Origin of the sequence: Fluviispira vulneris (assembly GCF_014281055.1) — a bacterium.
Taxonomy (GTDB): domain Bacteria; phylum Bdellovibrionota_B; class Oligoflexia; order Silvanigrellales; family Silvanigrellaceae; genus Silvanigrella; species Silvanigrella vulneris.
Genome location: NZ_JACRSE010000006.1, coordinates 178791 through 195702 on the forward strand (window position 1 = coordinate 178791; position 16912 = coordinate 195702).

A 16912-nucleotide genomic window follows, 5' to 3' on the forward strand; every position below is an offset into this window, starting at 1 on the left:
TATGTCAGTTATTCACTTAGAAAGTAAAAAACTTGCTCTTTGTCCAAAATACCCAGAGGAAAGTTGGCGCAAAACAAATCCTGAAATTTTCTTTTTACCACAAGATGAAGTGCTTAATTTTCAAGGCCACAGCGTACAAGAAAAATTATCCACTTTTTTACCTTGGAAGGTTTCATACAGAAATCCACAAGAAACCCTTGCCCATTTGGCATCCTTAAAGAAACAATTTGGCGAAGCTTGTGAATCTATATTTCAAAATGATTTAAATAGAATAATTTTAGTTGAAATAGGTCATGGGATTGTTGATATTTATTCTTCCGACACATTAAAATCAACAGTGGAATTTTTATCTGCACCTTTTGAAGTCAAATCAATCGCTCCAAAAAGTGATATTGGTTTTGCTTTGGCAAATAGACTAAAAGCAAGTGCACCACACGAAATTATTATGAAGCTTGCAACTCTGGGTAATGAAAAGCCACTTATTATTGTGACAAATCATTTAAACTGTAATTTCTCCCAGATATATAGCACATTTAAGCTTATACTTGCTAAAGGGAGCCAAGCAGAACTCATAATAGCAGAAGGTAATTCTCAATTTGGCATCTTACGACATACACTTGTACTCGAAGAAAATGCTCAGCTTTCCCAATTGTGGATCAATATTACGACTGACGATGAAAAAAATACAAATTCTTTATTTGAAAGAGAAGTGAATTTAGGAGAAAATTCTAAGTTTATTGACGCACAAATTATGGCTCCCCATGGGAACACACGTGTGACTTCAAATGTAGTTTTTACTGGTAAAAAAGCAAGCGCAAACTCATCTGCTGCAGTTGTTGCAACCCATGGCAATTTTGATTATGAGCCTATTCAAGAACACAAAGTACCGCAATGTAACTCACATTTAAATATTAAAATGATAGTTGCCAATCGTGCGAAAAGTGTTTTCCAAGGTCTCGTGATAATCGACAAAGAAGCACCACAATCTCTAGCTATGCAAGTGAATAAAAATTTATTGCTCAGCAAAAATGCTCGAGTTGACGCCTCCCCACGCCTCGAAATTCTCCCCAATGATGTTATGTGTAAACATGGCAGTGCCACTGGCGAGATCGATGCAAAGCAGCTTTATTATTTGTCAACCCGCGGATTTTCAACTGCCGAAGCACGTAAGATGATTATTAAAAGTTTTGTGCAAGAAACTCTTTCTCAACTTGAGAGTGAAAGCTTGTTACTCAATGCTGCAGAACATGCTCTAGAAACAGCTCTCAACTTGCTTCCACAAGCTTAAAATTTAGAAAGAGAATCATTAAAATGTCCTATTTTAAAGTCTGTTCTCTTTCTTTATTATCAATCGATAAACCTAAGAAATTTACAGTCGATGGATTAGAAATTCTTTTGGTAAAAGCATTAACTGATAATAAAGTTTGGGCATTCGATAATAACTGCAATCATTCTGATAAACCACTCGAAAAAGGACGCTGGGATCCAGAAAAAGCGGAAATCACCTGCCCTTTTCACAAAGCTGTATTTAATATTGCTGAAAATGGAGCTGTAAAACAAGCACCTGCATGCATTCCTTTGCCAGTTTATCAAACTGAAATTCGTCTGGAAAATAATGAAAGTATTGTTTATGTCTTTCTCGATTGAGTAAATTGCTCTGACTTAAAATAAAGACAATAACTAAACACACGCACAAATTCTATTCCTGCTTTTGGAAATTTCTCAATCACACCTTTTCTTAAATTAACAGAGTATTTGTTTATATATTTATCCATCATTTTTTTATCTTTTAAATAAAAAGTTGCTTTATAAGCGCCAGAGGTTTGAGTTTTTGCAAAAGCAATAGATAAAAAACACTCCGTTTGATAAAGATCGTTTAAATGAACATCTATCATAAAATCAGAAAATCTTTTTTCAAATTCGAGATCCTTTAAAATATAAGTGACTTCGTATATGATCATCAATTTTCTCCAAAACGAGATTCTTTACAAATGAGAAAACATGTATTCTTTCAAATTTTACCTGAGTTATAAATTTAATCCAATTATTGAACTTGATCTTTATCTGACTTTTCAATTCAATCAAATTGCCTGTAAAGTATATGTTGACAAAGTTATTTAAGTCATAGAATGATCATTTATTAAGTTAATGAGTGAGTGAGAGAAAAACTCACTTCATGCAGGAGAATTTATTATGCCAAGTTTTGATATTGTTTCTGAAGTGAATATCCAGGAAGTTGACAATGCTATCAACCAAGCACAAAAGGAAATATCTTCCCGATATGACTTCAAGGGGAAAAAATATGACCTCAGTTTAGATAAGCAAAAAGCTGAAATGAAATTTTCGGCTGACAGTGAGTCTCACGTAAATGCGATTGCAGATATTATTAATTCTAAACTTTTAAAGCGAGGAATTGATTTAGGATCACTTGATATCGATAAGATTAAGCCTGTAGGTGGAATGATGCTCAGCCAAAGCATTCGTATCAAACAGGGACTTGAAACAGATGTGGCAAAGAAAATCACCCGAACCATAAAAGACTCTAAAATAAAAGTCGATACCCAAATTCAGGATAAGCAAATCCGAGTTACGGGAAAAAAAATAGATGACTTACAGAGTGTTATTGCTCTCCTAAAAGAAAAACAGCAAGAGTTAAAAATACCTTTGCAGTTTGTCAATATGAAGAGCTAATCCAGTTTTTTTTATAAAATAATTTCTTTTTGGATCCACAAGATTACTTGCCTATTCTTGGAATTTGTTTTGAAAAATCATTTATACCTTCTATGATTTTACCATTTTCTACACTAAATAAAAACCAGCCAGAAAGAATATTATCTGCAGGTTGAGCATATTTGTATTCATAACCAAATTCTTGTTTACATTGTTGTTGTAATGCTTGTACAACTTTACATCCTCCATCAATTTTAAAAAACCTAATGTAGGTGGTAAAACCGATTTTTTTAATGCGCCATTCGCCTGTCACTTTAACCGTTTTATTGTTTAACCAATACCAATTGTCTTTATCTGCTGCGCAATAAACATAAGCTTCTTCTGCATATGCATTTTGCTTAGGGATAAAAATTGACATAGAAAGTACAACTAGCAGATAAGAAGCCTTTTGTATAAATTTTTTAGTAAATATCATGGTAAATTTCCTTAAAAAAATCTTATAAATAAATATTTTCACGAATAATAAATTATTAAAAACTTATTATTTAATAATGATTTCTGTTTATCTTTTTTTGCTATTAAATAATTTTCTTACTTAGAAAAATTTTCTATCAAAGGCAATTAGCGAAATCTTGGGTAGAAGTTAATATACGTATTAATTCCTGGTTCTAAAGAGCCATCTTCATAACCAAACACATACCAATCTTCCAATGCACTTTTAGCTGGTTGAGCATACAAATAATGCTGACCAAATTCATTTTTACACAGATTTTGCAGTTCTTTAACAAAATTTACTCCTCCATCAATCTTAAAATAGCGAATAAACCTTATATTTTTTAATTCTTTTACTTTCCATTCACCAGAAACTTTAACTGATTTATTATTAAGCCAATTCCATTGTTTTTTTATTGTGGAACAATAGACATACGTTTCATCAGCAAAAATCTTTTGTGATGGCGTTAATATTATCACAAATAAAAAAAAATATAAGAGCAATATAGTTTTTCATAACTTTTATTGCAAAACGCATAAGATTTATCCTTCCATATTATAAAAATTTATATAAAATATAAATTAGTGACCAATACTAATTAAAACATTAATATCATATTTTTACAATATTACAAATTTTATTTTTAAAAATTATTTAATTTAATTAAATGGTAATAAAAATTAATCGATTAAATATTTTTTTTAATGACTATCTTATACCACAAAAACAAATATTTATAATAATATAATTCTAATAAAAAATATCTATTTTTCAGTAAAACATTCTACAATATTTTGTAAATACATTAAATAATCATAATTTCTAGCTTTGTGTAAGCTATCTTTATTACAATATATCAACCAAGTGTCTCAAATATTTTCAGATATTTATTCTTATTATATGTTTTTTTAAAATAAATTGTGATTGAATTTTTAGCCATTGTTTAATGATCAACGACAATTAAATTTAATTTGACAAATTATAATAATAATTTTTTTGAAAAAAATTATTAATTTCGAACAGCTGCGAGAAATTTACATGATAATGATTTTTGCACTGAATTTTTATTGTAAAAAATACATTGATCACATAAACTCATTCTCTTAAAAAGAAAGATATGATATTTTAAATAAAATTAAAAGTATTTTATAAATTTCTATAATAAAATGTAATAATATTTTTCTATTAAAAGTTTTTTCTGATTGATATAATCAAAATACAATTCAAATGCATCCTTTAAAATTCAATTCACCGAAATCTAGGAAAATCTCCTAAGTAATCATAAATTCCAGGTTCTAATGAATTATCCGCATATCCAAACACATGCCAATAGTCAGTTGCGTATTCTGCTGGTTGTGCATATATAAAATCCTGACCAAATTCTTTTTTACACCGATTTTTTAGATCAATTACTAAATCTTTCCCTGCATTTACCTTAAAAAATTGATAATATTTTGTAGGTTCTAAATAAATATAAACCCATTCACCAGAAACATTGACAGATTTATTCTCAAGCCAATGCCAATGTCTGTCTTTTGTTGAGCAATAAACATAAGCTTCTTTAGCATATATTTTTTGCACAGGAATCAAAATTGTTAATAGTATTATATAAATAATGGAACTATAGATCATCTTATTTTTATATGCAAAATGCATAAAATTTTTCTTTCTCTGTTATAAATTTTAGGAAAATAAAATTTAGATACTTCAACAAATATTATACGATTATATCTTAAATTTATAATATCATATTTTCATTCTATTACAAATTTTATTTGAAAATTATTTATTTCTATGTTAATGCAAAAATAATAAGCAATAAATTTTGTCTATTTATAAAACTACGCAATAGAAATAGGACTCAACCTTTTGGAATGATCCAGGCATTAGTATTTAAATTATCTTAAATAGTATTTGGGGAGATCATAAGACACTTTTTCACTTTTTTTAATATCTATTAACTTAATGAATTATACTTAAAACGCTTGCAGCATTTGGTTGTATTAGAAATAATCAACGAAATCTCGGGAACTCACTTCTATACTGATAATTTCCTGGCTCAAATGTACCATCCGCATACGCAAACAAATACCAATTTTCCATCGAACTTTCTGCAGGCTGCACATATATAAAATCTTGACCAAATTCATTTTTACACTGGTTTTTAAGTTCGTGTAAAATACTTTTTTTATCTGTATATATTTTGAAATAGCGAAAATAATTTGATTGATCTAAAAATAATATTTTCCATTCTCAAGAAATTTTGACGGATTTATTGTGCAACCAGAATGTTTTTTATTGTTTGGGTGACTTCTACAGAAAATTCATGGTTGGTATTTGCTAAAACATAAAGAAAAGAATTGCTTTAAAATTTTGTGGAAATTGCAATCAAATTCTTATGAATAATCCATAATTCACACCTATTCCCTCAGCAATGAAACCGTTTTCATCACCAAAAAGATACCACCCTGAAAAACTATTACTTGCAGGTTGAGCATATTTATAATCTGCTCCAAACTCTCTTATGCATTGTTCCTGTAAATCAAGAATGGCATTAATTCCTCCATCAATTACAAAATAACCTTGATATACAAGATAAGATATTTTTCTCTTTTTCCAATGGCCACTGACTATAACATTTTTACGGTTCAACCATTTCCAATGCCCAGTGTTCGTAGCACAATACACGAAAGCATTTCTAGCGTATGCCTTTTCATTAAATAAAACACATATAAGAGTTGAAATAGATAATATTGTTATAAAATATTTTATTTGTTTTATCTTAGAGTGCATAAAAACCACACTTTCTTAATTTTGATATTTGTAAAAATGACAAATAAGTCATATCTATAATTATTAAATTTATTATCACATTATTTTATAATTTCAAAATTGTTATTAAATTATTTTAAAAAAAGCACTTTGCAAAACCAAAAAGCAAAACTTTAGATTCTTAAAATACCATAGGAGAAATTTGATGATAGAATTTCTTTTTATTGTATATAAAGCATTTGATCGCAAGCCATTTCAAGTTGCCACTTTTGACCCAGAAAGGACACAGCCATGAGTTTTTTTAAAAATTTTTTCGAAAATTATGATTTTATTGATAACGATTTTCTCATTTTCATATACGCATGCTGTGAATAAATTATCTTTGGTTACTGAAAACGCCTCAATTTAATATGGAAATAAATGGAAAAAAGTAGGTATATCAACTGATGTTATCAAAGTGATGCTTATTCTAATAAAAAAAGGACAAGTATAAAATTGATTTATGGAAGAAATAGAAGTTATTACTTTATCCAACCCTTTGCAGGAAAATTTTAGGAGATCCGCAATAAAGAGCGGCACGATAAGTGCAAAGAAGAAATTCGTGAATCGTACGAGCGACTTGAATTAAATATGAATAAACCAAATGAGTCTGGTCTTCTATATGGTGAGAGAAAAACCGAAGCTTTTTATATACGTGAAATAGGACTGTATTATCCAATGAAAAAATAATCTCAACCCTACTTCAATTCCGCACTCCATGCATCGGTTTCTCTATAATACTTAACAGCATCATCATAACCAACATTCTTTTTCCAATCGACTAAGAAATTATTGAATTCTATCCACCCTAGTCAATTTAATAAAGAAATATAAAATGTTTTAATATCTATTTACCAATACGAGGATTAAATCTATAAATTTCATATAATCCAGCTATAACATCATCATCATCAATTCCAAATAAATACCAACCTGAAAAATAACTATCAGCTGGTTGTGCATATTTATAACTCTGACCAAACTCTTTTTTACATTTATTTTGGAGAACTTGAATAGCATTATAGCCACCATCAATTTTAAAATATCTGAGATATGATTTACTTTCGAATTTTATATGTCGCCACTCCCCTGTTACTTTGACAGATTTATTACTTAACCAATTCCAATTGTTTTTATTATGGGCACAATAGACAAAAGCTTCATCTGCATAAGTCTTATGCTGATATAAAAAAAATGAGAAAGTCAGCATAAATAGCTTGCATACAAATTTTTGCTTAAAATTTTTCTTATAAAACATATTAAAATTCCTCAAAATATTTTATTCTGATAAAATCTTTCCCAATTAACTTGGCAAAAGGTTTTAAAGCTTATAAAGACAACACTGTGATAGAAATTTCTTCGGTCGGTTATTCTTCAACCAAAATTCTATAATTTTTGGATTGAAATAACTCTAAATTGCACACTCCTATTAAATTATTGAGAAGAAAAAAACTCTTTTATACAATGAAAAAGTATATTCTAAATATGAATTCAAATAGACAACCAATAAAATCCTATTCAACTGGTTAATTGAATAGAGTGATTTTCAAACAGCATCCAAAGTTCGATTTACAAAGGACTACTTTTAATAATTCAAAATATATATATCATATTTTCAAAAAATTTCAATTTTAACATATTAAATATATTATAATATATTTAATATGTTTTTTTATATTGGAAATATAAAATGCAAAAATAAAATTAAATACTCTAAATTAAAACAAAATTATTTTAAATTGAGTCACATATTTCTTCTTAATCTCGTATTATGATAATACTAATGATCTAAGTGAATATATAAAAGATTTTCATCTCAAAAAAAGGAATCAAATTCTAATAAAGGGATTATTCATAGTATTTATTTCTATGCTGAATTTAAAAAAGATTAAAAAGATAATCTTATTTTTGCTTCAATTCAGCACGCCATGCATCGGTTTCTAAATAATATTGAACGGCTTCAGCATAACCCCCATTTTTTTTCCATTCACTTAAAAATTGATTAAATTCTTTAAGCAGAGCCGTGTCTTTTTTTCTTAGACCAACAGCAAGATCTTCATAGTTTAATTTGTCTGTTAAAATATGTAATTTTTCTTTGTGCTCCTGTTCAGCCATAAGAGAAAAAATGGAATCTTGCGCAAAAGCGTCCGTGCGGTTTTCGAGAACCGCAGTAATGAGATCGGCATTGGTATCAAAGCGGTAGATTTTCGCATGTATTAATTCTTTTTTGAGAAAGAAATCGGCAGTATTGCCTGTCTTAACCGCAATTTTTACTCCCGCTTTGTCAAGGTCAGCTAAAGTTTTATACTTATCTTTATTTTTTTCTGCGATAACGAGAGAGTTACCACTTTTGTAAATAGGAGTGCTAAAACGAATGACTTTTTCTCTCTCTTTGGTAATAGACATACCACCGGTGATAAAATCACATTTCCCAGATAATAAAGCAGGAAAAACACCTTCCCAGCGAATATCTATCATATTTAATTTGACATTTAATTTCTTTGCAAAAAGTTCAAACATACGGATGTCAAAACCAATCCACTCACCACTTGAAGATTTTACTTCAAAGGGTGCATAGCCTGCCGAAGTACACACCTTCAACTCTTTTTCTTTTTTAATCCGTGCAAGCGTTTGAGAATATAAGTTAAAATGAGAAAAAGTGCATAGCAATGAGAGCAATAAAGTGATTCGTTTCAATTTCTTTTCTCCTGTCTTATTTAAGGGAACGAGAGATCGAGCGAAATAGGGCAGTGGTCAGAACCGTAAACATCTGAATGAATCCCTGCTTTCGATATGTTGTTTATAAGATCTTCTGAGACAAAATGCGAATCAATTCTCCAACCAATATTTTTTTCACGCACACCTTTCCGGTTGCTCCACCAAGTATAATGCCCTCCATTTTTTTCAAATAATCTAAAGGCATCCAAATATCCATCTGCAAGAAACTCACTATACCATTGCCTTTCTTCAGGTAAAAATCCTGGGTTTTTTTGATTTTGCTTTGGATTTGCGAGGTCGATTTCTTTATGCGCAATATTGATATCCCCACCTAATACTATAGATATATTACTTTTTCTAAGCTCGGTTAATTTTATTTGCAATTTTCTACAAAAAGCAAGTTTATACGCAAGTCTTTTTCCTTCAGGCTGACTATTTGGAAAATAAGCACTTGCATAGAATATATTATTATGAAAAAAACCTAAAAATCTGCCTTCATTGTCAAATTCAGGATCGCCAAGTCCCACCTGAATATCGGAATGAGAAAAAGGCAGCTTTGTATAGATTGCGACCCCACTGTATCCTTTTTTCTCCGCTGGATGCCAAATGCTTTTATAGCCAAATGGTTCAATTTGTTCAGGATTAAGCTGTTCTGGCAAAGCTCTAACCTCTTGTAAAAGAATGATATCTGCCTGAGAATTCTCGAGCCAATTAAAAAAACCGGCTTTGGCAGCAGCACGAATACCATTCAGATTCCAAGAATAAATTTTAAGCGACATGAATTATTGACTCCCAATATTGATTTAGCTACAGATATTCTTCCTATTACCTAGGAATCTTCAATTCCTTTTAGGTATGCTCCTGAGAGTATAAAATTTAGACTAAGGTTGCAAAATGCTAAGACATATTTTAAAAGTCGCAAATAGTATCATCTTTAAACTCGTACTCGCTCTTCTGTTTGGCTTATTTGCGGGAAAATATTTACCACAAGAGGTTCAAGCCACCCTTTATTCTATTAGTTTGAGCTTAAAAGACATCCTTATCTTTATTTTACCATTTATTATTTTCAGTTGTATTTTTTCTTGTTTACTTTCATTCAAATCAGATGTTTTCAAATTTATTATAATCTTGATTCTTTGCATTTGCTTATCGAATTTTATCTCAACAATTATTGCATTTAATGTGAGTCATTTAGCTCTTGCAAATATAGACAATTTCTCGAATATAAACCAAGAAGGCCATGCCATACTTAAGCCTTATTGGAATTTACCACTTCCGTCTCTCATTTCGAACAATGTTGCCTTATTTTCAGGTTTAGTCGCGGGTCTTATCTTTTCGAAGTTTCGTAACAAAAGGGTTGACGTATTTGCAGATAAAATGCGTGACGCAGTTACTTTATTTTTAAATAAAGCTTTTATCCCCATTTTACCTATTTTTGCTCTAGGTTTTATTATAAAACTCGAAAGTGATGGTGTTTTAACTCAGATATTAAGTTCATATTTACCGCTTGTTCTTGCAATAATAATCACTCAATATGTATATATTTCTCTGTTATATTTTATTGGTGCAGGCTTTAATATTAAGCAGTTTATTTATTTTGTTAAAAATGTCCTACCTGCAGGCATAATGGGGTTCAGTTCAATGTCGAGCATGGCCGCCCTGCCGCTGACAATTCAAGCAGCAGAAAAAAACACTCGCAATCGCGACCTTTCGAGGACAATAGCACCCGCAACAGTGAATATTCATTTAATTGGGGATAGTTTAGCGATACCTATGATTGCCCTCGTTATTATGAGCACATTTGGAACAGGCTTTCCAGATTTATCAACATTCCTCATATTTTCATTTTATTTTGTCTTAGCTAAATTTGCGGTTGCAGCAGTACCAGGCGGAGGTATTCTGGTCATGATCACAATTCTAGAAACTCAAATGGGTTTTACCCCGGAAATGAGTGGATTGATCACAGCTATTTATATTTTGTTGGATCCTATCATCACTTCTGCTAACGTATTGGGCAACGGCGCATTTGTTATATTGACTACAAAATTATTAGGAAAAAAAGTTTCTCAATAAATCCTATTAAGACTTATTCGCTATTTTAAGTTTTAAAAGAGCTTGTACAGTTTCAAATATTTTTCTTTGTTTTTCATTATCCATTTTTCTGAATTTATCGATTGTAATATTGCCAAATTCACAAACGATGAATTCGAGAAGTTTTTTTCTATCTGATAAAAAATGATACATTTCAATTGCACGCTTCACAGTTTCTTCGAGGATGATTTTATCACTTTGTTTTTCGAGAAAATCGAAAGCACCATTGCGCATACATTCTTTTATAACTTTTAAATTATCTTCACCAGTATAAACAATAATAACTGTGTCTAATTTATAACTTTTAATCGATTTTAACACCTCTAAACCAGATACTTTAGGTAAACTTAAATCGATAATTGCTATAGAATAATTATTCTCAATTAATTCTTTTTTTGCTGCAACCCCATCACTAACTTCACAAATATTTTTAGAAAATTTCTTTAACAAATGCGATAAAAGTTTTTGAATATCTTCATCATCATCTGCTATAAGAATTGATATATCCATTTCTTCAAAGTTCATACAAAAACCTGTAATAATTATGCATATGAACTTAATATCGGCAGAAAAAATACTAAAGTCTTCTAAACCTATCTAAAAAAATGTCAAATTTTTGACTTAATTATTTACTGATTCACAGTGTATATAAATATTTTTTAATTATTTAATAGAAACGTTATATATCTTAAGAACCTTAAAGAACTCACTTGTGATTTCAAGCCAAATTGACTTTTAACTATACCATAAAGTCTTCCTAATTTATAGAAAAGTAACATTATAAAATCTAATGGATAAAATTTCTACGTATGAGAAAGAACTTATTAAATTTGGATAGATAATTTTAAAACGTCTTTATTAGCATTGATAGTATTGAAATGAAAGAAAAAATTGCAGGATTAATATTATTTCTTTATTTTTACCCTTCTTAAAACAAAAGGAATATTATATCTGTGAATATTAAAATTTTAATTTAATAATTTATGGATTTCTTCAGCCAATTTTTTTTCTACAATTTGGTATTCAATCTTAAGCGGAGGGACATTTTGCGATGACGAAAATTCATTTACAGCCATTTGTAAATTTATGACACCTCTTCCTCTTAAACCGCATGGAACTATAGAAGAAAAAGTTTCAAGGGAGTTTGTAACATTAAAAGCGATGCCGTGTTTTGTCACTTTATTTGCAATACGAATTCCGACAGCACCGATTTTATTTTGCCCCACCCAAACACCTGGATTGATAGCATCACGATTCACAGAAATACCAAATTGTGCCGCTGTGGAAATCATAGCTTCTTCCAACAAATTCACATAAGTGCGCACAGATTTATTCAGCTCATCCATATGCACAATAGGGTAAACAACAACTTGTCCAGGTTCATGAACAGTCACGCTTCCCCCTCTATCGATTTTATGAAATGCAATGCCTTTGTATTTGAGCTGGTCAGGGGGGATTTTCATATCTTCGTAAAGTTCGCGCTTACCCATCGTGACGGTGGGTGGATGCTGTACAACAAGCAACACCCCCTCACGTTTTGGATTTTCGACGATTTCTTGATGGAGTGACTCCATAATACCAAGGGCGTCACTATAAGATAACAAACCAAGGTAACGAATTTCCATTTATTGAATAGCCTCGCGAATACGTGCAGAAAGGAAATCCATGCACCAAACGACTAAGAAAATAAGGAAAGCTAGACTTCCTACTTGTGTCCAACGCGCAAGCATTTGTTCTTGGATAAGGATACTTCCGATACCTCCTCCACCAACAAGTCCAATCACTGTCGCCATACGCACGTTGATATCCCAACGATAAATTGTAAAGGCTAAGAAAGGCAAAATAACTTGCGGTACCACAGCATACCAAACAATTGCTACGCGCGTAGCGCCTGTTGCTTGGAGGGCCTCAATGGGGCCTTCTTCAACGCCTTCAACGGCCTCAGAGTACTGTTTCACAAGACTTGAAACACTGTGGATCATGAGAGCAAGGGATCCAGCAAATGGGCCAATGCCAATCCAAACAGAAAAGAGAATCGCCCAAATAAGTGGTTCGATGGAACGGGTGATATTCATATATGAACGAATAAGGACATAAACAAAACGCATCATGCGGCTGTGACGTGTTAAGTTACGTGAAGCAAAAAAGGATAGGACAAATGCAACTGGAACACTAAAAAATGTTGCTATAAATGCAAGATAGATAGACTCTGCTAGTTTACTGAGAGCTTTACTAAAGTAACTTAAATCGTTTGGTTGACATGACACTGAAAATAAATCGACTTGATTTACAAAGAAAATATTATGTAACTTTACAAATAAATTAAGAAACCATTGCATTGAATCGTATATAGAAAACGAACCAATATTTTCCCCTACTCCAGGTATTCCACAAGCTAATTGCAAACTCAAACGACCTGCACCAAGCAACCCATCAATTTGGAAAATTTTCGCTATACTTACATTGGTTAAAACCCAGCCCGTAATCACTGTAACAATAACGAGGATAAGTGCTTCGATCCTAGCCCATTTCCAATGTTTGGTTAATTTTAAGGAGTCTTCTGGATTGTTTACTTGCAGCTTAGATATGCTTGCTATCCATGAGCCAAAGCCTTTGCATTTCATAGAAATTGTGAAGCCAATGACTGCTCCAAGAGCCATGATATTAAAGAACCAAGACCAAGGAAAATCAAAGTAACGACTATCATATTCAAGAAATTCAATAATTTTCAGTGCTGTTCCGTTAGGAGGATCATTATATGCTAAATATTCAACTCCGGGTAAAATAATAGAACAAATTAAAACTTTCGAAAGGAATATTAAAAAATATCCCCACACAAACATTTCAATAACAACACCAGCAATTTGTCTTTTACGACGTTCAGATTCAATAACAGGAATATAGGAAGGAAATCGCATTAGTGTATCTCCACTTCACGAGCGTCAGCGCCATAGATATCTTTAAACCATTTTTCAGTGATGTCGGTCGGTTTACCCTCAAAAACCAACTCACCATTTTTCAATGCAATAACATGTGTGGAGTAATCTCGAACTAAACTTAAAAAGTGCAAATTGCACACGACTGTGATATTATGCTTTTGATTTAAGTCACGGAGATAATTCATTACGGAATAACTTGTGGAAGGATCGAGAGATGCGACTGGTTCATCTGCTAATAGAAGATCTGGATGTTGCATAAGCGTTCTTGCAATTGCCACACGCTGCTTTTGTCCGCCGGATAAGCCATCTGCACGAATCAGAGCTTTGTCTTCAATGCCAACAATACGAAGTGCTTGATAAGCTTCTTCAATCCATTTTTCAGGCCATTTTTGAAAAATTCCACCTAAGAATTTATTTTCGAGTTGTCCCAAACGCCCAGTTAAAACATTATTTAAAACATTTCTACGATTCACTAAATTGAAATGTTGAAAAACCATGCCAATTTTTGTCCGAGCTTCTCTCAATTGATGCTCTTTAACATGAGTTATATCACGACCCTCAAAAATAACGGATCCAGATGTGGGCTCATGAATTCTGTTAATACAACGTAACAAAGTTGATTTTCCAGAACCGGATAGCCCTATCACAGCCAGAAATGCCCCCTTGGGAACGTTAAAGCTCACTCCCTTTAAAGCTTTTGTCCCATTAGGATAAGTTTTAACAAGGTCTTTCACTTGCAAAATAAACTCGTAATCTCGTGCTGGCTGAAATGTCACGCAAAAACTCCTCAGTTTTCTAATCAATCTAAGCTAAAAAATGTCTAAGCTTGTATTAGGACTCGGTACAGACTCCCCAAATTCCAAGTTATAGCCGTCGCCTATTCCTAGTTGTACTCTGTAATACATGTCAAGGTATCCTAGAACTTTTGCAACGTATTTTTTTGTCTCTTGATATGGAATATTTTCATAAAACTCATCTACAGTTAACCTATTATTTTGATTTATCCAACGATTTACAGCCTCTGGGCCACTGTTATAAGCCGCAGTCGCTAATAAATAATTTCCTTTATAAATGGTTAGCAACATTTTTAAATACCAAGCCGCAAATGCAATGGACTGGGATGGACTCTTTAACAAGCTGATATTAAAGTTATCTTTCCCAATATTATCCGCGATATTTATGCCGGTATAAGGCATGATTTGCATCAATCCTATTGCACCAACTGGACTTTCCGCACGTGGAATATAATGCGATTCGGCCCGCATGATAGATAGGATCCAAAAGGGATCTAAATCAAGTAGTTTTGCAGCTGAAATAACATCTGGCCAATAAGCTAACGGATAATTGAGCTTCCAAAAGTTTGTTTTTTCTGTCCACACTTCCTTATAACTATAATCATCAATAGGGTTTGCAAAGGAATTGCGGGCAAGATCTCCTGCATTTTTATAGTCATACGAAGAATATGCCAAATTTGCCAAAATAATAGCTTCATTCCTTTTTAGCTTCTTATTCTTAAAATCATCAATATATAATGAAGCAATATTAGCTAGATCATAATGTGCCAATCGACGGATATTTTCGAACTTCTTATTTCTAAGTTTTCCTTTGATAAAGGGATTTAGTTTGTTTGTATAATAGTCTTTATAGCCATTAAGTCTCTCAAGATTTTTTTGCATATCAGGCAATTTAAATTTATTGAGTCTCCAACGTGAAAAAATAGGATAAGGGTATTCATCTGTTTTTTCACTGATGGCTTTGAGTTCATTTTTATACTCTAAATTATAATAGTTATTCTTATCTAGCAATGATAACCAATACTGAAATTTTGCAACTGGACTGTTCCTTTTATTTATTTCTTTTTCAATATAATTCTTTGCAGTTTTTTCAGCTTCTCTTTTCTGAGAAGACAAATAATATTGCCAAAATAATGACCAATTTTGTTCATCATTTGTTGGGAATACATTATTTTGAGAGAGGTATTGCGCCGATTCCGAGTGCCTTTTGGCAAAATGCAGTGAAGTACCGTATTTAATTCGTGCAACTTCAGCAAATTTAGAATTTGGATATTCGCTAAAGAGTTCTTTGTAATTTTGAGCAGCTTTTACTGGAAGTTCAAGAGAATTAAGCACCCGCCCTCTTAAATCAAGAATTTTATCTCTGCTAAAATTAGCATTATACGATTTTGCACCAATTAAATAATCCAACATTTGATTGGCCAAATAGTATTCTCTAGCAATGACAAGCATATTTGCAATTTCAAGAAGTTTTTCTTTTTCAGGCATTGGCAAAGTATCTATTTCTTGTTGAGGATGTACTCGGTCAGGATTTACTCCTATCAATGATAAAATATAATTTCTTGAATCAGGTTGCTTACCAATTCTTTTAAAAATTTCACGCGATAGATATTGCATACTTTCATCGCGAAAATACAAGCTGCCTAGACTTCCTCCAGAACATTCAATGGTTGAAAGAATAACCATAGCATCTCTGCCCGATTTTTCTAAAGGATAAAATAAGAGAGGTTTTTTTAAGTAAGATAAGGAAAGATTCGGATCATTAAAGCTAAGTGCTGCATTGGCTAAACCAACTAAAATTTCATTTAGCTTTTCCCAATTCGTATTTTTATCGATCGCCTTTTTAAATTTATTATAATATTGGATTGATTCTGATTTTAAATTTGCATTGAGCAAAGCATCTATATATAGAGGAGCAATCATCGGAAACAAAATCGATTCAGATTTGTGAGCAATTGCTTTTAAAACAAGAACTCCACCTGCATAATCTTTTTTGTTTATTAAATATTTTGCAAAAAGAATTTTGTATATTTCTTTTTCATCAGAATTTAAATATTTAAAATTCTTTTTTATATTTAAAATTGCAAATTCAGCATATATTTTTTGATCCCCTTCACTTGATAAATTAAGCATTCCTAAAAGAGTATATATTCTTTCTTCATTTTTCTTAAGTTTTAAAAATGATTGTTTTAATCCTTCTAAATACTCTTTCTCTCTTCTATCTTTTGATGAAAGAAAATCTTGATAAAAATTAATATACTTTTTGCCCATAATTTCTGAATTTAGGTTTTCTCTCGCATAAGAAAACTGTATATTCGTCATGCAGCTTAAAAGTGTTGCAACACAAAGGACTCGTATGATTAAAAAACTAAAATGGCTTTTACATCCCATATCTA

17 protein-coding genes are annotated in these 16912 nt (G+C 31.4%); 4 read left to right on the forward strand and 13 right to left on the reverse strand.

Going from position 1 to position 16912, the window contains the following annotated elements; translation table 11 throughout:
• Window position 1: 1 nt before the first annotated feature.
• Entirely contained in the window at window positions 2–1288 is a 1287-nt protein-coding gene (locus H7355_RS14360) for a SufD family Fe-S cluster assembly protein (RefSeq protein WP_186649038.1), read from the forward strand.
• 23 nt (window positions 1289–1311) lie between these two features.
• Window positions 1312–1647 carry a Rieske (2Fe-2S) protein gene (locus H7355_RS14365; RefSeq protein WP_186649047.1) on the forward strand — a complete coding sequence of 112 codons (336 nt, stop codon included), beginning with the start codon at window positions 1312–1314 and terminating at the stop codon, window positions 1645–1647.
• Here H7355_RS14365 and H7355_RS14370 read toward each other — a convergent pair.
• Complete coding sequence (locus tag H7355_RS14370; protein ID WP_186649050.1) at window positions 1629–1961, reverse strand: DUF4286 family protein; 333 nt, start codon at window positions 1959–1961, stop codon at window positions 1629–1631. The genes H7355_RS14365 and H7355_RS14370 overlap by 19 nt on opposite strands.
• A 232-nt stretch (window positions 1962–2193) precedes the next feature.
• On the opposite strand from H7355_RS14370, the gene H7355_RS14375 reads away from it, so the two are divergent.
• Entirely contained in the window at window positions 2194–2691 is a 498-nt protein-coding gene (locus tag H7355_RS14375; RefSeq protein WP_186649052.1) for a YajQ family cyclic di-GMP-binding protein, read from the forward strand.
• A 43-nt stretch (window positions 2692–2734) separates the two neighbouring features.
• Here H7355_RS14375 and H7355_RS14380 read toward each other — a convergent pair whose 3' ends face one another.
• The 7 genes from H7355_RS14380 to H7355_RS14410 all read right to left on the reverse strand — a co-directional run bounded on the left by H7355_RS14380 (window position 2735) and on the right by H7355_RS14410 (window position 9471).
• The gene (locus tag H7355_RS14380; RefSeq protein ID WP_186649054.1) at window positions 2735–3145 is read right to left on the reverse strand and encodes a hypothetical protein; all 411 of its coding nucleotides are present in this window, start codon (window positions 3143–3145) and stop codon (window positions 2735–2737) included.
• Window positions 3146–3291: 146 nt separating this feature from the next.
• Window positions 3292–3666 carry a hypothetical protein gene (locus H7355_RS14385; protein WP_186649056.1) on the reverse strand — a complete coding sequence of 125 codons (375 nt, stop codon included), beginning with the start codon at window positions 3664–3666 and terminating at the stop codon, window positions 3292–3294.
• Between the two features lie 745 nt (window positions 3667–4411).
• On the reverse strand, window positions 4412–4819 hold the full coding sequence (locus H7355_RS14390) for a hypothetical protein (protein WP_186649059.1): 408 nt from the start codon (window positions 4817–4819) through the stop codon (window positions 4412–4414).
• Window positions 4820–5551: 732 nt separating this feature from the next.
• Complete coding sequence (locus H7355_RS14395; RefSeq protein ID WP_186649061.1) at window positions 5552–5956, reverse strand: hypothetical protein; 405 nt, start codon at window positions 5954–5956, stop codon at window positions 5552–5554.
• Window positions 5957–6821: 865 nt separating this feature from the next.
• Window positions 6822–7232: a hypothetical protein gene (locus tag H7355_RS14400; protein ID WP_186649063.1), complete on the reverse strand. Its 411-nt coding sequence runs from the start codon at window positions 7230–7232 to the stop codon at window positions 6822–6824.
• Between the two features lie 644 nt (window positions 7233–7876).
• On the reverse strand, window positions 7877–8671 hold the full coding sequence (locus H7355_RS14405; protein WP_186649065.1) for a transporter substrate-binding domain-containing protein: 795 nt from the start codon (window positions 8669–8671) through the stop codon (window positions 7877–7879).
• A 20-nt stretch (window positions 8672–8691) separates the two neighbouring features.
• Window positions 8692–9471 carry an exodeoxyribonuclease III gene (locus H7355_RS14410; protein ID WP_186649067.1) on the reverse strand — a complete coding sequence of 260 codons (780 nt, stop codon included), beginning with the start codon at window positions 9469–9471 and terminating at the stop codon, window positions 8692–8694.
• Between the two features lie 115 nt (window positions 9472–9586).
• Here H7355_RS14410 and H7355_RS14415 point away from each other — a divergent pair, with 115 nt between their 5' ends.
• Window positions 9587–10765, forward strand: coding sequence for a cation:dicarboxylate symporter family transporter (locus tag H7355_RS14415; protein ID WP_186649069.1), 1179 nt, complete (start codon window positions 9587–9589; stop codon window positions 10763–10765).
• A gap of 6 nt (window positions 10766–10771) precedes the next feature.
• On the opposite strand, the gene H7355_RS14420 is transcribed toward H7355_RS14415, so the two are convergent.
• The 5 genes from H7355_RS14420 to H7355_RS14440 all read right to left on the reverse strand — a co-directional run bounded on the left by H7355_RS14420 (window position 10772) and on the right by H7355_RS14440 (window position 16907).
• Window positions 10772–11308, reverse strand: a complete 537-nt coding sequence (locus H7355_RS14420; protein WP_186649072.1) for a response regulator — start codon at window positions 11306–11308, stop codon at window positions 10772–10774.
• A 443-nt stretch (window positions 11309–11751) separates the two neighbouring features.
• Entirely contained in the window at window positions 11752–12408 is a 657-nt protein-coding gene (gene lipB, locus H7355_RS14425; protein ID WP_186649074.1) for a lipoyl(octanoyl) transferase LipB, read from the reverse strand.
• Window positions 12409–13701, reverse strand: a complete 1293-nt coding sequence (gene phnE, locus H7355_RS14430; RefSeq protein WP_222435728.1) for a phosphonate ABC transporter, permease protein PhnE — start codon at window positions 13699–13701, stop codon at window positions 12409–12411. It abuts the gene before it with no gap.
• Entirely contained in the window at window positions 13701–14498 is a 798-nt protein-coding gene (gene phnC / locus H7355_RS14435; RefSeq protein WP_222435729.1) for a phosphonate ABC transporter ATP-binding protein, read from the reverse strand. Before phnC ends, phnE begins: the two co-directional genes overlap by 1 nt.
• Window positions 14499–14531: 33 nt before the next feature.
• A complete protein-coding gene (locus tag H7355_RS14440) occupies window positions 14532–16907 on the reverse strand; it encodes a lytic transglycosylase domain-containing protein (protein WP_186649076.1) in 2376 nt (791 codons plus the stop codon).
• Window positions 16908–16912 lie beyond the last annotated feature (5 nt).

Coding starts and splice junctions, on each gene's coding strand:
- H7355_RS14360 (WP_186649038.1), top strand. CDS start 2: ATGTCAGTTATTCACTTAGAAAGTAAAAAACTTGCTCTTTGTCCAAAA.
- H7355_RS14365 (WP_186649047.1), top strand. CDS start 1,312: ATGTCCTATTTTAAAGTCTGTTCTCTTTCTTTATTATCAATCGATAAA.
- H7355_RS14370 (WP_186649050.1), bottom strand. CDS start 1,961: ATGATCATATACGAAGTCACTTATATTTTAAAGGATCTCGAATTTGAA.
- H7355_RS14375 (WP_186649052.1), top strand. CDS start 2,194: ATGCCAAGTTTTGATATTGTTTCTGAAGTGAATATCCAGGAAGTTGAC.
- H7355_RS14380 (WP_186649054.1), bottom strand. CDS start 3,145: ATGATATTTACTAAAAAATTTATACAAAAGGCTTCTTATCTGCTAGTT.
- H7355_RS14390 (WP_186649059.1), bottom strand. CDS start 4,819: ATGCATTTTGCATATAAAAATAAGATGATCTATAGTTCCATTATTTAT.
- H7355_RS14395 (WP_186649061.1), bottom strand. CDS start 5,956: ATGCACTCTAAGATAAAACAAATAAAATATTTTATAACAATATTATCT.
- H7355_RS14400 (WP_186649063.1), bottom strand. CDS start 7,232: ATGTTTTATAAGAAAAATTTTAAGCAAAAATTTGTATGCAAGCTATTT.
- H7355_RS14410 (WP_186649067.1), bottom strand. CDS start 9,471: ATGTCGCTTAAAATTTATTCTTGGAATCTGAATGGTATTCGTGCTGCT.
- H7355_RS14415 (WP_186649069.1), top strand. CDS start 9,587: ATGCTAAGACATATTTTAAAAGTCGCAAATAGTATCATCTTTAAACTC.
- H7355_RS14420 (WP_186649072.1), bottom strand. CDS start 11,308: ATGAACTTTGAAGAAATGGATATATCAATTCTTATAGCAGATGATGAT.
- lipB (WP_186649074.1), bottom strand. CDS start 12,408: ATGGAAATTCGTTACCTTGGTTTGTTATCTTATAGTGACGCCCTTGGT.
- phnE (WP_222435728.1), bottom strand. CDS start 13,701: ATGCGATTTCCTTCCTATATTCCTGTTATTGAATCTGAACGTCGTAAA.
- H7355_RS14440 (WP_186649076.1), bottom strand. CDS start 16,907: ATGGGATGTAAAAGCCATTTTAGTTTTTTAATCATACGAGTCCTTTGT.